The 14,315-nt window shown below is 34.1% G+C and carries 14 protein-coding genes; 7 read left to right on the top strand and 7 right to left on the bottom strand.

From position 1 onward, the window contains the following. Positions 1–127: 127 nt before the first annotated feature. The 3 genes from BB050_RS11825 (at position 128) to BB050_RS11835 (ending at position 4,604) form a co-directional block, all read left to right on the top strand. Positions 128–1,762 carry an ABC-F family ATP-binding cassette domain-containing protein gene (locus BB050_RS11825; RefSeq protein ID WP_066033702.1) on the top strand — a complete coding sequence of 545 codons (1,635 nt, stop codon included), beginning with the start codon at positions 128–130 and terminating at the stop codon, positions 1,760–1,762. 245 nt (positions 1,763–2,007) lie between these two features. Further along, positions 2,008–3,153 (top strand): porin, encoded by a 1,146-nt coding sequence (locus BB050_RS11830; protein ID WP_066033703.1) that lies wholly within the window; start codon positions 2,008–2,010, stop codon positions 3,151–3,153. 20 nt (positions 3,154–3,173) lie between these two features. After that, positions 3,174–4,604, top strand: a complete 1,431-nt coding sequence (locus tag BB050_RS11835; RefSeq protein ID WP_008464830.1) for an anion permease — start codon at positions 3,174–3,176, stop codon at positions 4,602–4,604. On the opposite strand, the gene BB050_RS11840 is transcribed toward BB050_RS11835, so the two are convergent. Further along, positions 4,601–4,903 carry a GNAT family N-acetyltransferase gene (locus BB050_RS11840; protein WP_008464832.1) on the bottom strand — a complete coding sequence of 101 codons (303 nt, stop codon included), beginning with the start codon at positions 4,901–4,903 and terminating at the stop codon, positions 4,601–4,603. The genes BB050_RS11835 and BB050_RS11840 overlap by 4 nt on opposite strands. 294 nt (positions 4,904–5,197) lie before the next feature. Between BB050_RS11840 and BB050_RS11845 the strand changes: the two genes are divergently transcribed. After that, a complete protein-coding gene (locus BB050_RS11845; protein WP_066033704.1) occupies positions 5,198–5,854 on the top strand; it encodes an alpha/beta hydrolase family protein in 657 nt (218 codons plus the stop codon). 263 nt (positions 5,855–6,117) lie between these two features. On the opposite strand, the gene BB050_RS11850 is transcribed toward BB050_RS11845, so the two are convergent. Further along, positions 6,118–6,633, bottom strand: coding sequence for a hypothetical protein (locus BB050_RS11850; protein WP_008464839.1), 516 nt, complete (start codon positions 6,631–6,633; stop codon positions 6,118–6,120). Positions 6,634–6,801: 168 nt separating this feature from the next. Between BB050_RS11850 and rpmH the strand changes: the two genes are divergently transcribed. Then, positions 6,802–6,963 carry a 50S ribosomal protein L34 gene (rpmH, locus tag BB050_RS11855; RefSeq protein ID WP_008464848.1) on the top strand — a complete coding sequence of 54 codons (162 nt, stop codon included), beginning with the start codon at positions 6,802–6,804 and terminating at the stop codon, positions 6,961–6,963. Positions 6,964–7,106: 143 nt separating this feature from the next. Then, complete coding sequence (gene carB, locus BB050_RS11860; RefSeq protein ID WP_008464849.1) at positions 7,107–9,962, top strand: carbamoyl-phosphate synthase large subunit; 2,856 nt, start codon at positions 7,107–7,109, stop codon at positions 9,960–9,962. A 72-nt stretch (positions 9,963–10,034) separates the two neighbouring features. Here carB and yiaA read toward each other — a convergent pair whose 3' ends face one another. From yiaA to BB050_RS11885, 5 genes are all read right to left on the bottom strand, one after another. Further along, positions 10,035–10,433, bottom strand: a complete 399-nt coding sequence (yiaA, locus tag BB050_RS11865; protein WP_066033705.1) for an inner membrane protein YiaA — start codon at positions 10,431–10,433, stop codon at positions 10,035–10,037. Positions 10,434–10,582: 149 nt separating this feature from the next. After that, positions 10,583–11,122: a DUF4252 domain-containing protein gene (locus BB050_RS11870; RefSeq protein WP_066033706.1), complete on the bottom strand. Its 540-nt coding sequence runs from the start codon at positions 11,120–11,122 to the stop codon at positions 10,583–10,585. Positions 11,123–11,124: 2 nt separating this feature from the next. Continuing rightward, positions 11,125–11,652 carry a DUF4252 domain-containing protein gene (locus BB050_RS11875; RefSeq protein ID WP_008464855.1) on the bottom strand — a complete coding sequence of 176 codons (528 nt, stop codon included), beginning with the start codon at positions 11,650–11,652 and terminating at the stop codon, positions 11,125–11,127. A 16-nt stretch (positions 11,653–11,668) separates the two neighbouring features. Then, complete coding sequence (locus BB050_RS11880; protein ID WP_066033707.1) at positions 11,669–12,130, bottom strand: hypothetical protein; 462 nt, start codon at positions 12,128–12,130, stop codon at positions 11,669–11,671. Further along, the gene (locus BB050_RS11885) at positions 12,117–12,626 is read right to left on the bottom strand and encodes an RNA polymerase sigma factor (protein ID WP_008464858.1); all 510 of its coding nucleotides are present in this window, start codon (positions 12,624–12,626) and stop codon (positions 12,117–12,119) included. Before BB050_RS11885 ends, BB050_RS11880 begins: the two co-directional genes overlap by 14 nt. A gap of 167 nt (positions 12,627–12,793) precedes the next feature. Between BB050_RS11885 and BB050_RS11890 the strand changes: the two genes are divergently transcribed. Continuing rightward, positions 12,794–14,254, top strand: coding sequence for a S41 family peptidase (locus tag BB050_RS11890; protein ID WP_066033708.1), 1,461 nt, complete (start codon positions 12,794–12,796; stop codon positions 14,252–14,254). Positions 14,255–14,315: the final 61 nt, after the last annotated feature.

A 14,315-nucleotide genomic window follows, 5' to 3' on the forward strand; every position in this document is an offset into this window, starting at 1 on the left:
TATCACATTTTCAAAATTATCTAATTATCAAATTGGGACATTATCTAATTAAATCTATCTTTGCAGCACGAAAAAAATGGGTAGTCAAATAAACGATTAACCGATTAAACAAAATTCACAAACACAAATGATTACAGTTAACGATATTTCGGTTCAGTTTGGCGGAACTACACTTTTTAGCGATGTTTCTTTTGCTATTAATGAAAATGATAAAATTGCCCTTATGGGTAAAAATGGTGCGGGAAAATCGACACTTTTAAAAATAATTGCAGGTGTAAATAAACCTTCTACAGGAAATATTTCTGCTCCAAAAGAAGCTGTAATTGCTTATTTGCCTCAGCATTTGCTTACTGAAGATGGTGCTACGGTTATGGAAGAAGCGTCAAAGGCTTTCAGTGAGGTTTTTAAAATGAAAGCTGAAATCGACGATATCAATGAGCAATTGACCGTTCGTACCGATTATGAAAGTGACGAATACATGAAATTGATCGAAAGAGTTTCTGACTTAAGTGAGAAATTTTATGCTATCGAAGAAGTAAATTATGAAGCTGAAGTTGAAAAAGTATTATCAGGTCTTGGATTCGAACGCGAAGATTTTACACGTCAGACTTCTGAATTTTCTGGAGGATGGAGAATGCGTATCGAATTGGCTAAAATCCTTCTAAGAAAACCAGATTTGATTTTGCTGGATGAGCCTACCAACCACATGGATATTGAGAGCATTCAATGGTTAGAAGACTTCTTGTTGACTCAAGCAAAAGCCGTTGTGGTAATTTCGCACGATAGAGCATTCGTAGATAATATCACAAACAGAACTATCGAAGTTACAATGGGAAGAATTTACGATTACAAAGCAAAATATTCTCATTACTTAGAATTAAGAAAAGATCGTAGAATTCATCAGCAGAAAGCCTACGACGAACAGCAAAAAATGATTGCTGAAAATCGTGCCTTTATTGAGCGTTTTAAAGGAACATTTTCTAAAACAGATGCCGTTCAGTCTCGTGTGAAAATGCTTGAAAAATTAGAAATTGTTCAGGTTGACGAAGTAGATACTTCGGCATTGCGATTAAAATTCCCTCCAGCACCACGTTCAGGACAATATCCAGTTATTGTAAAGGAAATGTCTAAATCGTATGGAGATCATGTTGTTTTTAAAGATGCCAATATTGTTATAGAACGCGGACAGAAAGTGGCTTTTGTTGGAAAAAATGGTGAAGGTAAATCGACAATGATTAAAGCGATCATGAAGGAAATCGGCGTTGATTCTGGAAGCGTTGAAATCGGACATAATGCGCAAATTGGATATTTTGCACAAAACCAAGCTTCTTTGTTGGATGAAAATGCAACTATTTTTGAAACCATAGATAATATTGCTGTTGGAGATATTAGAACACAGATTAAAAATATTTTAGGAGCTTTCATGTTTCAAGGTGATGATATCACTAAAAAAGTTAAAGTGCTTTCTGGAGGAGAAAAAACGCGTTTGGCAATGATTAAATTATTGTTGGAGCCAGTAAACTTATTAATTCTGGATGAACCTTCGAATCACCTTGATATGAAAACCAAAGATATTATTAAAGATGCTTTGCGTGATTTTGACGGAACTTTGATCCTAGTTTCTCACGATCGTGATTTCCTTGACGGATTGGCAACTAAGGTTTTTGAATTTGGAAATAAACGAGTAAAAGAACATTTTGAAGATGTGGCAGGTTTCTTAGCGCATAAGAAAATGGACTCTATGAGAGAAATCGAGAAATAATATTTTTCATTATAATTTGAAAAAGGGCATAAGTTTTAATCTTATGCCCTTTTTTTGTTATTGTAACAATATTTTAATGCAATTTTTTTTACATAAAATATCTTTTTTGTTATTTTAGTACTTCCATTTTCCTGTTGACTATAAGCAGTTAACTTTTGAACTCAAGAATAAAGAGCTGATTTTTAAATCGCTATACAAGCATTAATGTTTCAATTTATTTTAAGCCTATGAGTAAAAGTCTACTAATGCCAATTTTTTTTCTTTTTTTTATAACGCCAACTTTTTTACACGCCCAAGGCGATTTGAATCAAGGAGCCGATAAAACAGATAAAATAGAGAATGAGGAAGTAAAATATCCGCAATTTCAGTTAAAAGGGCTACTTCAAGCCAGATATTTGGAAAGTTTTGGAGATAACGTAGATGTTTTAGGAACTCATCACTCTACTGGAGATGTAACGCAAAGTTCTTTTGATATTAAAAGAATGCGTGTGGGGCTAAATACCAAATTAAGCGAAACTACGGAAATTGTAATTCTGGTGAATTTGGCAGATTTTAAGTCAGATACAAAAGGTAAAGTTCTCGAAAATGCCTATGGAAAATATACTTTCAATAAATATATTGCCCTAACAGGAGGGCAGTTTCGCCCAGCTTTTGGTATTGAAGAGCTTGTTCCAGTGGATATTATTAAGTCTTTTGACTTTTCGAACCAATATTATGAATTCGGGAAAAACGGATGGACAAGTTTTCAAATTGGAGCGTCGGCAACTGGAGCTTTTGATATTGGGAAAATTCCAGTGAATTATGCTATTTCGGTTTTAAATGGAAATGGTAAAAATGTAGAAATGGACAAAGACAATGGAAAACAATATTCTTCGAGATGGGTTTTCGGTTTGTCAAAAGAACATAAAATTAATCTCGGTTTGAACGGTGGTTTTGGAAAGGTTTTTAAAGAAGATGTATTTGCGCTAGGAGCAGATATTACAAGCGATTTTAAACTAACCGATAAACTTAGTTTTGATCTGCAGATCGAATATAAACAGGGAACAAACCATAATTTATATTATTCCTTGCCAGTTGAAAGCCGAACAGATAAAGTTGCCGATTATCAAATGCGAGGCATTTATTTCTTGCCGAACTTTAGATATGAGGTAAATTATCAAAAACTTACTGCGCTTGAATTGTCGTGTCGTTACGAAACTTTCGACCCTAGTTATAAAATCAATTCAAACGTGCGTACCACTTATACGCCAATGGTTAGTTTAGAATTCGGAAAGTCGTATACAGGCCGTATCGAAATGGGATTTGAAATTGACAGATTCGATAAAAGCATCTCGGATACATCAACCTACAACGATAATTTATTTTTAATTCAGTTACAGCTCAGAATTTAACTCACTTAATTTTTGTTTTTATGAAAGAAGTAAAAATTCCACAGACCCTAATTACGCTGGCAGTTTTAGTTGCCATTTGGTTTATTCCAGCTCCAGAAGGCGTTGTGACAGAGGCTTGGCATTTATTTGCCATTTTCGTAGCTACTATTTTAGGAATCATCTTAAAAGCAGCTCCGATGGGAACTATGTGTATGATTGCAATTGCTTTGACAGCTATGTCTCAGGTTTTGGCTCCAGGAGATCCTGGAAAATCGATCACGCTGGCATTAAAAGGATTTGGAGATAAAGTAATTTGGCTTATTGGAATTTCATTTTTCATAGCAAGAGGATTTATAAAAACAGGTCTTGGAAATAGAATTGCTTTTTTATTCATAAAAATATTTGGGAAAAGTTCTTTAGGATTGGCTTATGGTTTAGGATTGGCAGATTTGGTTCTAGCGCCAGCTGTTCCGAGTAATACCGCTAGAGGAGGAGGAATTGTTTATCCAATTATGAAATCAATGTCAATGAGTTTTGGTTCAATGCCAGACAAACCTGAAACACATAGAAAATTAGGGGCATATTTGACTCTAAATAGTTATAATATGAACTTAATTGCTTCTTCTATGTTTTTAACAGGAACTGCAAGTAATCCAATGTGTCAGAAGTTTGCTCTTAATTTAGGGATAAAAATCAGCTGGATGTCATGGGCAGCTGCTGCGATTGTTCCGGGTTTGTGTGCTTTTATTGTAATTCCATTTGTGCTTTACAAAATTTATCCTCCAGAATTAAAAAAAACTGGTGATGCTCCGCAGATAGCAACGCAGAAATTAAAAGAAATGGGGGCGATAACAAGAAATGAATGGATGATGTTGCTAACATTTTTTATTCTGCTTTTCCTTTGGATGACAGGAGATTTATTTTCTATCGATGCAACTACAACTGCCTTTATAGGGTTGGTAATTTTGCTTTTGACTTCAGTATTGACTTGGGATGATGTAAAAGCCGAAAAAGGAGCTTGGGATACTATAGTTTGGTTCTCTGTTTTGGTAATGATGGCCAGTTCGCTTAACGAATTAGGTTTTATTGCTTGGTTTAGCGATTTAGTGAAAGCAGAAATTGGCGGGTTAAGCTGGCAGATGGCTTTTCCGATTATTATATTAGTGTATTTCTTTAGTCATTATCTTTTCGCAAGTGCAACCGCACACGTTGCAGCAATGTATGCGGCTTTACTTGGTGTTGGTGTTTCGCTCGGAATTCCTGGGTTACTGCTGGCATTTATGCTTGGTTTCGTCGGATCTCTTTACGGAACTTTAACGCATTATGGTCATGGTCCGGCACCCGTATTTTTCGGGAGCGGCTACGTTGATCTAAAGAGCTGGTGGGTCAAAGGGCTTATAACCGGTTTGGTTATGCTCTTGATCTATATGGTAATTGGAGGATTGTGGCTCCGAATTATTGGATATTTTTAGATTCTAATTCCTGGAGGAAGTAACTCTTTATATTTAGGGTTTTTCTTGAAAAATGAAACAATCTTTGGATGGATAGGAACTACTCTGTAATTTTTTTCAGAACTTAAATCTAAAATATTCTTAAGTAAGGTATTGATCGTTTCTTCGTTTTCGTACGAATCAGGTTTGTTGATTTTGGTTAAAAAGATTTTTTTTTCTTGAAATTGATACTCAACTGCTAACATTCCTTCAGGGATGACAGTTTCGAATTGGCGTGCAAATGTGTTGTCTTTGATTTCCATAGTTACAGAAGTTTCCATACTAATTTCTTGTTAGGTTATTGGTAAATAGTGAATTTGGGATTCGAAACATGTATTGAAAGAAAATTCTTTATAAGATTTAAAATCAAAAAATATTTCGAAATGCAAAGGTAATCATTTGATTTTCAATATTAAATTATTTTTTGCAGCTGTAAACTTTAAGTTATTGTTTTGAAGTTTGATTTTTTGAGTCAGATGTAATAAATAGGTCTGAAATTTGATTATCATGATATTAAAAGAAGTAACTTTATTTTTTAAGAATAAATATCTCAATGGTAATTTCATTTTAATGTTATGAGTAAAATTCCAGTTTATTTTATGCCGGGTCTGGCAGCGAGTTCATCTATTTTTGAAAGAATAAAATTGGATGAAAATATTTTTGAAACGCATCTTCTCGAGTGGGAAATTCCAAACCCTAAAGAATCTTTATCAGATTATGCACTTCGAATTAGTAAAAACATAAAAGAAGAAAATCCTGTTTTAATCGGAGTTTCTTTTGGAGGCATCTTAGTTCAGGAAATTTCGAAGCATATCAAAGCGCGAAAAGTCATTATAATATCAAGTGTAAGAAGCAATCATGAATTTCCTAGAAGAATGAAAATAGGAAAGCGAACAAAAGCTTATAAACTAATCCCGATGCAGTTGATTCTTAATATTGAAAAGCTTGCCAAGTTTTCTTTTGGAGAAAAAGTCAATAAGAGAATAAAATTATACGAGAAGTTTCTATCTGTACGCGATTTAGGGTATCTGCAATGGGCTGTAGAAAGTGTAATCTTATGGGATCGAGATAAAATTGACGAAAATGTAGTGCACATTCACGGAGATCAAGACGAAGTTTTTCCAATTAAATATATCGATAAATGCATTTTGGTTAAAGGGGGAACCCATATTATGATTCTTAATAAGTATAAATGGCTGAATGAGAATTTACCTTCGATAATTTTGGAGTAAAACTTCAATTTTAAAATTCCAAATTACAAATCTTTATGAATGCAGTTTTGTCATCCTGAGGAACGAAGGATCACACTCCTAGCTAGATAAAGATTGGCAATATCCTGTGTGGAATTTCTAGTGTGATCCTTCGTTCCTCAGGATGACAAACTATCTGGGAAATCTTTAATGGAGCAAAATCTAAACTCAAAAATCTACAATAAAAAAAATCCCAAACTCCTTTTTAGAATTTGGGATTTTTATATTTGGAATTTAAAAAATCGTTAGATTTTCTTCATTTGCTCTTTCATCATAGAGATTTGTTCTTTCAGCATTCCTTGTTTGTCTAATTTTTTAGCTTCGTTTAATAAATTAGTCGCTTCCAATTTTCTTCTGCGTGACATGGCAACTCCTGCAAGGTTTAATTTAGCTACAGCTAAATCCATATCCATTGATAGTCCAAGTTCGATTGCTTTTTTGAAATGTTTCTCTGCTTGGTTGATATTGGTTTGGGACAACATGATACCCTGCAAATAGTTTAAGTATCCTTGTTGTTTTCTTACTAATGCACCTTCTGGATTTTTGATATATGATAACCATTTATTAGCTCCTGCGAAGTCTTGTTTTCTTAGTTTAAGGAAAGCTAAAAGGATAAATTCGTTTTTGAAATAAAGAAAAATCGGAATTGCAGTCAATAATATAAGAAAGATTCCATTTCCGATATTACTTTCTGTAAATTGCCAAATGCCCGCCACTACAAGAAGTCCGGCCAAAATAAGTTTAATATTTTTGTGAAACATAATTAATGTAAATTTGTGATTGCAAAGATAGTAAAAGGAATTAAAAATATTTTTATAAAAGTACTTGCTAGAAAAAAAAGTCTTTGTATATTTGCACTCGGTTTTTGAATAACGATATCAAAAACAAATTAATAAGTTAATAGATACCATTTTTAAAGATACAAAGCAATGAGCAAAAGAACATTTCAACCATCGAAAAGAAAAAGAAGAAATAAGCACGGATTTATGGACAGAATGGCTTCTGCGAATGGAAGAAAAGTTCTAGCGCGTAGAAGAGCAAAAGGAAGACATAAATTAACTGTTTCTAGCGAGCCTAGACACAAAAAATAATGTTTGTATAAACATACATAAGGCGATTACTTTTTTAGTATCGCCTTTTTTTATACCTTTTCGGTACAAATTTTTTCAACTTTCTAGTTTATAACGCACTAGAGAGGTTTTTAAATCGTAAATAACTACACAATACATACAAAATGCCTAAAGACACATCAATAAAATCAGTTTTAATAATAGGTTCAGGACCTATTGTTATTGGCCAAGCTTGCGAATTCGATTATGCGGGATCTCAATCTGCACGCTCGATTCGTGAAGAAGGAATTGAGGTTATCTTGATTAACTCGAATCCAGCGACGATTATGACCGACCCATCTATGGCCGATCATATTTATTTGAAACCTTTAACGACAAAATCGATTATTGAGATTCTTAAGGAACATCCGCAAATTGATGCAGTTCTTCCAACAATGGGAGGACAAACTGCTTTGAACTTGTGTTTGGAGGCTGAAGAAAAAGGAATCTGGCAAGATTTCGGAGTAAGATTAATCGGTGTTGATGTAAATGCAATTAATATTACTGAAGACAGAGAGCAATTCAAACAGCTTTTAGAAAAAATCAATGTGCCAACTGCACCAGCAAAAACAGCTACATCTTACTTAGAAGGAAAAGAAATTGCTCAGGAGTTTGGTTTTCCGCTTGTAATTCGTCCTTCATTTACACTTGGAGGAACAGGAGCAGCTGTGGTGTACAAAAAAGAAGATTTTGATGAGCTTTTAACTCGCGGACTTGAAGCTTCTCCAATTCATGAAGTTTTGATCGACAAAGCTTTGATGGGGTGGAAAGAGTACGAGTTAGAGCTTTTAAGAGATAAAAATGACAACGTTGTAATTATCTGTTCTATCGAAAACATGGATCCAATGGGAATCCACACTGGAGATTCGATTACAGTTGCGCCAGCGATGACATTATCGGATACTACTTTCCAAAAATTACGTGACTATGCTATCTTAATGATGAGAAGTATCGGGAATTTTGCGGGAGGATGTAACGTACAATTCGCAGTTTCGCCAGACGAAAAAGAAGATATCGTAGCAATCGAGATCAACCCTCGTGTATCTCGTTCTTCTGCTTTGGCTTCAAAAGCAACAGGTTATCCAATTGCAAAAATCGCTTCTAAACTAGCTTTAGGATACAACTTAGATGAATTGCAAAACCAAATTACAAAATCTACTTCGGCTCTTTTCGAACCAACTTTAGATTATGTAATCGTAAAAATACCACGTTGGAACTTCGATAAATTTGAAGGTTCAGACAGAACTTTAGGTCTTCAGATGAAATCTGTAGGTGAGGTTATGGGGATCGGACGTTCTTTCCAGGAAGCGCTTCACAAAGCGACTCAATCTCTAGAGATTAAGAGAAACGGTTTAGGTGCTGACGGAAAAGGATATAAAAATTACGAGCAGATTATTGAGAAACTAACGTATGCAAGTTGGGATCGTGTTTTTGTAATCTACGATGCAATCGCAATGGGAATTCCATTGAGCACCATTCATGAAATTACAAGAATCGATATGTGGTTCTTAAAACAATATGAACAGCTTTATACTTTAGAAAAAGAGATTTCAAACTACAAAGTTTCTAATCTTCCTAAAGAATTATTGCTTGAGGCGAAACAAAAAGGTTTTGCAGACAGACAAATCGCCCACATGATGAGTTGTCTGGAAAGTGAAGTGCATACTTTACGTATGGAGCAGAAGATCAACCGTGTGTTTAAATTGGTTGATACTTGCGCAGCTGAGTTTAAAGCGCAGACTCCTTATTACTACTCCACTTTTGAAGCTGAAATTGAAAAACCAAATGGAGAGCGTTTTGTTGATAACGAAAGTATTGTAACAGATAGAAAGAAAGTGATCGTTTTAGGTTCTGGACCAAACAGAATTGGACAAGGAATCGAGTTTGATTACTCTTGTGTACACGGAGTTTTAGCTGCTAAAGAATGCGGTTACGAAACCATCATGATTAATTGTAATCCTGAAACAGTATCTACAGACTTTGATACGGCTGATAAATTATACTTTGAGCCAGTTTTCTGGGAGCATATTTATGACATTATCCAGCACGAAAAACCAGAAGGTGTGATCGTTCAGCTTGGAGGTCAGACAGCTCTTAAATTAGCAGATAAATTGTCTAAATACGGTGTGAAAATCATCGGAACTAGTTTTGATGCACTTGACTTAGCTGAAGACAGAGGACGTTTCTCAGACTTATTAACTGAGTTAAATATTCCTTTCCCAAGATTCGGAATCGCTGAAACGGCTGATGAAGCTTCAAAATTAGCTGATACTTTAGATTTCCCACTTTTAATCCGTCCTTCTTATGTACTAGGAGGTCAGGGAATGAAGATTGTAATCAACAAAAAAGAGCTTGAAGAGCACGTAATCGATTTGCTGAAAGCAATTCCAGGAAATAAATTGTTACTAGACCATTACTTAGCTGGAGCAATCGAAGCTGAAGCAGATGCCATCTGTGATGCTGATGGAAATGTGTACATCATCGGAATTATGGAGCACATTGAGCCTTGCGGTGTTCACTCTGGAGATAGTAACGCAACATTGCCTCCTTTCAACTTAGGAGAATTCGTAATGCAGCAAATTAAAGATCACACACATAAAATTGCTAGAGCTTTAAAAACGGTTGGATTAATCAACATTCAGTTTGCAATTAAAGATGATACGGTTTACATCATCGAGGCAAACCCAAGAGCTTCAAGAACAGTTCCGTTCATTGCAAAAGCTTATGGAGAGCCTTACGTAAATTACGCTACTAAAGTAATGTTAGGCCACAATAAAGTAACTGACTTTGATTTCAACCCACAATTAAACGGTTTTGCAATCAAACAACCTGTTTTCTCTTTCAGCAAATTCCCGAATGTTAACAAAGCGTTAGGGCCAGAAATGAAATCAACAGGAGAAAGTATCTTGTTTATTGATGACTTAAAAGATGATCAATTCTACGAATTGTACTCTAGAAGAAAAATGTATTTGAGTAAATAATCTCAGGTTCTATTATAAAAGAAAAGCTCCAATGAAAATTGGAGCTTTTTATTTCTGAAATTGTTTGAAACTTTATTCGCCTTGATTAAAGTTCATATTATCTCTAGTGTTTTTTTGAACTGAAATAGCACCAAACAATGCCAATAGAAAAGCAAAAGCATAGAAACCTTTTTCGCTTGGAAGAATCGTTGCATTCCAAAGTCCAACAACTAAAAGAACAATTGATAATAATGTTCCAAACCAGCAGATTCCGTAGTAAATATCAGTAACAGGAAGTTTTTCTAATCGGTCTCTTACGCTTTTTTGCAGCGAAACAACAGCAAAAAGTCCGAACATTAGAACGGTGAAATAATATCCTTTTTCGTTTAAAAGCATTTCGGCTCTGGCAAGTCCAACAATAAAACCGATTGTCCCGGCTCCAAGTGCAACCCAAGATGCGGCGATAAAGGCATTTGATGTTTTTTGTATCATAATTTATTATTTTGGTAAGCTACAAATATAATTAAATTAGATTCATGCCAAAATAAAAACGCGATGTTTTGTTCAGTAAAATCTTTCAAATACAAAAGAAAAAGCTCCGTAATTGGAGCTTTTCTTGTTTTAAAAAGTAAGATGTTTTTTTATTTTTTAAGCAATTGCTCTAAAGGTTTTAATTGCTCCATGTCTATTTTAGAGTTTTGTAAAACAGACATTAAGGTCATAATATTATTCGGATTCATATCTTCGCCTAACACACGAACTACTGCAAAACCATTTTCTTTTCTGTTGGCAAAAATGACAAACTCTTTAATGTTGTCGTCACTTCCGACGTAGCTTATAGAAGCGCCTTCTTTACCAGAGCCGAACTTCATTAATTCTTGATATTTAGGATCTTTTAATATGGCTTTTACTTTGTTTCTTTCTGCCTCAAATTCTGTTTGATTGTTTTGATCTGCTTTAAAAGCCAGAATATTCATTTTGTCAAACGAATTCAAAGCCTCGTTTTGCTCAGCTGATAATTTGGTTTTATCAACATTCAAAATGTTTGGTGAAATATCTAAAGCAATAAAATCTTTTTTCTCTGAATTCTCAACGAAATATTTTTGCAGAGATGGTTCAGAATTACAGCTCCCCAAAGTTAGAAGAGCTGTAAGTGCTAGTATGAAGATGTTGTTTTTCATTTTTATTTTTTGCCTTTAGAAGCTTTCTTTAGGTCTGTACCGCCAGGAAGCTGCATTTTATCTGTTAATACCGAAATCTCGTTTAAGTCAAAATTACCAGTTAAAGATAGTAAAACAGTTTCATCATTTTTTGCACCGTCAACATACATTAAAAGTTCTCTTATCTGCGTATCTGTAGCGCCAGATTTTACCATTATTCTAACGTTTTTTCCGCCATCATTTACTCGCATTAATTCTTCTAAACCGGCAGTTTTTACATATTTATCGGCAGTAGCTTTCATGTCGGCTTCGATTTTTGGATTTTTAGTAGTAAATACTTTTAAGTAATCCAGTTTTTTGATTAGAGCAATATATTGCTGAGTCTCTTTATCAGAAGCATCAGTTTTTACTTTGCTCATTAAATCGAACATTTTTTTGTTTACAATTACTGAAGTTACATCATCCTGACCATCAAATTTGTCAAAAGCACTTTGTGCATAAAATGTAGTTGAAACGAATGCGAAGACTAAAGTTATAATGAAATTTCTCATGATTATTTTTGTTTAATTACTGTTTGAAAATTTTGTTTTTTGATTGTTCATATTCCTTAATGTAGTGTACACTTTCAATACCTACATTAACATTGTTTGATAATAAAGCCAAAGCTTTTTGAGTCGCTTTTAAAGCTTCTTCGGGATCATCGTAAGTTCCTAATTCTGCTTGCGAAGCTACTGCAGTAGGTTCATTTTTTTCGCTAACAAAAAAGTAAGTTCCGATTCCGAGCAAAACAACAGCAGAAGCTGCAATCGATAACCACGCCACATTTCGTTTCTTAGTTTGTAGTGGAATCTCATACGTCGATTTCTGTTCTCTTGCTTGAGAGAAATAGCCAAACATAGGTTTGTATTGCTCCAAATGCTGCGCAACATTTGATGAAGAAAAATATTCTTTTAATTGATTTTCTTCAGCAATAGAAGTTTCTCCCTGAAAGTATTTTTCTAATATATCTTCTATTTTATTTAGTTCCATAAAGGTGTGTATTTGTCATTGATTCTCTAATTTTTTTTCTCGCTCTAGAAAGTGCCACTCGTATTGCTGTTTCGTTCATATTTACGATTTTGGCTATTTCTTCAAATTCATATTGTTCAACATCCCGAAGCTGAATTAATAGCTGCATTTGTTCGGGCATTTCGTTTATAATTTTTTCGACCCATTCTAAACTGTCTTGGTCTTCTAATTTTTTATCCAATTGAGGTTGCCGATCGGTAAAATTATTATGGACAATCTGCAGATTACTGGCTCTTTTAGATTTTAGCTGATCGAGACAATAATTTTTAGTCATTGTCATGGCCAATGCTTCGACGCTATTGTAGCTTTGCAGATTATCTTTTTTGTTCCATAATTTTACCATTACTTCCTGAGTCGCATCTTCTGCTTCTTCGGTGCTAGTAAGCAATCTTTTTGCCAGACGAAAAACTTTGTCTTTAAAAGGATTTATTAATTCTATAAATACAACTTGGTTCATTAATAAGATGGTTAATCGTTAGCTTATATATTCAAGACGAGGTACAATTATATTTGTTACAGCAAAAAAGAAATTTTTTTTATGTAAAAAAAATACTGCTTTAACGATAAAGGTAAAACTAAAGATACTATTTTTACGTTTATTCAGAATATAGATAACTACACGATATGAAAACAACTTTAAAGAGTGTTCTTTTTCTCTTTTTATTCGCTTTTTCTTTACAGTCTTGTGAAGATCAGGATGATGTAGCTGCTCCAGCAGACTTGCAGATTAATAATTTTATCTGGAGAGGATTAAATGAAGTTTACTTATGGCAGCAAGATGTTCCAAATCTAGCCGATGGTCGTAATTTACAACCAGATTTCAATCAGTTCTTGAGAGGATACTCTCATCCTGAAGATTTGTTCGAAGATCTATTGAACAAGCCAGTAAGCAAATATCCAAATGGAGACGCAATTGACCGCTTCAGTTGGATTGTTGACGATTATACTGTTTTGGAACAGGAATTAAGCGGCGTTACAAAAAATAATGGTGTTGATTTTAGATTGAGCCGTGTGGCTTCTGGATCAAATGATGTTGTTGGTTTTGTCCGATATATTATTCCAAATTCTGATGCTTCTACAAAAGCAATTAAGAGAGGTGATTTATTTACGAGTGTAAATGGAACAAAACTTACGGTTTCTAATTATCAGGAATTATTATTAAATCAGGATAGTTACACTTTAAATCTTGCAGATTATAATGGAACGAGTTATGTTTTGAATGGAAAATCAGTTTCCTTGACTAAAACTGTTTTAGAAGAAAATCCTATTTTGATCAATAAAGTAATTACTTCTGGAAGTCATAAAATTGGTTATTTAATGTATAATGGCTTTTATCCTGGATATGATGATAAATTAAATCAGGCTTTTGGCGAATTGAAATCGCAAGGGATAACAGATTTAGTTTTAGATCTTCGATACAATGGAGGAGGAGCTGTTACCTCTTCAATAAGACTTTCTAGTATGATTACAGGACAGTTCGATACTCAGATTTTTGCAAAAACGCAATTTAACAGTAAGTGGATGAAAGATATGACCGCTGAAGATTTGGAAAGCTTGAATTATAGATTTGTGAATAATATTGAAGGAAAAGCATTAAACAGCTTAAATTTAACTACAGTCTATATTATTACAACTGCGAGTACGGCTTCTGCAAGCGAATTGGTTATAAATGGTTTAAAACCTTATATCAATGTAGTGCAGATTGGAGAAACTACAACGGGTAAAAATGTTGGTTCTTATACGATTTATGATTCTGAAACTTTGTTTACTAAAAAAGGAATCAATCCGAATCATAAATATGCGATGCAGCCTTTAGTTTTTAAAATTTCTAATTCTGCCGGTTTTGGAGATTACACGCAAGGTTTACAGCCAACGTATCAGCAGTACGAAAGAGTAAGTACCTATGGAGTTTTAGGAGATCCTTCTGAACCTCTGCTTAATTTGGCAATTTCAAAAATTACAGGAACAACTGCCAAAAGAATTTTTGATGATTCTGCACCAAATACACCTTATCTGACAGATTCAAAAATCATAAACGGATTAAGACACGGAATGTATTTTCAAAATGTTCCAAAAGGACATTAATGTAATAGGATATAAAAATAGAAAAGGCTTTCAGAAATGAAAGCCTTTTCCATAAAAAACA

It is taken from the genome of Flavobacterium anhuiense (genome assembly GCF_001705175.1).
In the GTDB taxonomy this organism is placed as follows: Bacteria; Bacteroidota; Bacteroidia; order Flavobacteriales; family Flavobacteriaceae; genus Flavobacterium; species Flavobacterium anhuiense.

Coding starts and splice junctions, on each gene's coding strand:
- yiaA (WP_066033705.1), bottom strand. CDS start 10,433: ATGATACAAAAAACATCAAATGCCTTTATCGCCGCATCTTGGGTTGCA.
- BB050_RS11880 (WP_066033707.1), bottom strand. CDS start 12,130: ATGGAACTAAATAAAATAGAAGATATATTAGAAAAATACTTTCAGGGA.
- BB050_RS11875 (WP_008464855.1), bottom strand. CDS start 11,652: ATGAGAAATTTCATTATAACTTTAGTCTTCGCATTCGTTTCAACTACA.
- rpmH (WP_008464848.1), top strand. CDS start 6,802: ATGAGCAAAAGAACATTTCAACCATCGAAAAGAAAAAGAAGAAATAAG.
- BB050_RS11830 (WP_066033703.1), top strand. CDS start 2,008: ATGCCAATTTTTTTTCTTTTTTTTATAACGCCAACTTTTTTACACGCC.
- BB050_RS11845 (WP_066033704.1), top strand. CDS start 5,198: ATGAGTAAAATTCCAGTTTATTTTATGCCGGGTCTGGCAGCGAGTTCA.
- BB050_RS11890 (WP_066033708.1), top strand. CDS start 12,794: ATGAAAACAACTTTAAAGAGTGTTCTTTTTCTCTTTTTATTCGCTTTT.
- BB050_RS11870 (WP_066033706.1), bottom strand. CDS start 11,122: ATGAAAAACAACATCTTCATACTAGCACTTACAGCTCTTCTAACTTTG.
- BB050_RS11835 (WP_008464830.1), top strand. CDS start 3,174: ATGAAAGAAGTAAAAATTCCACAGACCCTAATTACGCTGGCAGTTTTA.
- BB050_RS11840 (WP_008464832.1), bottom strand. CDS start 4,903: ATGGAAACTTCTGTAACTATGGAAATCAAAGACAACACATTTGCACGC.
- BB050_RS11850 (WP_008464839.1), bottom strand. CDS start 6,633: ATGTTTCACAAAAATATTAAACTTATTTTGGCCGGACTTCTTGTAGTG.
- BB050_RS11825 (WP_066033702.1), top strand. CDS start 128: ATGATTACAGTTAACGATATTTCGGTTCAGTTTGGCGGAACTACACTT.
- BB050_RS11885 (WP_008464858.1), bottom strand. CDS start 12,626: ATGAACCAAGTTGTATTTATAGAATTAATAAATCCTTTTAAAGACAAA.
- carB (WP_008464849.1), top strand. CDS start 7,107: ATGCCTAAAGACACATCAATAAAATCAGTTTTAATAATAGGTTCAGGA.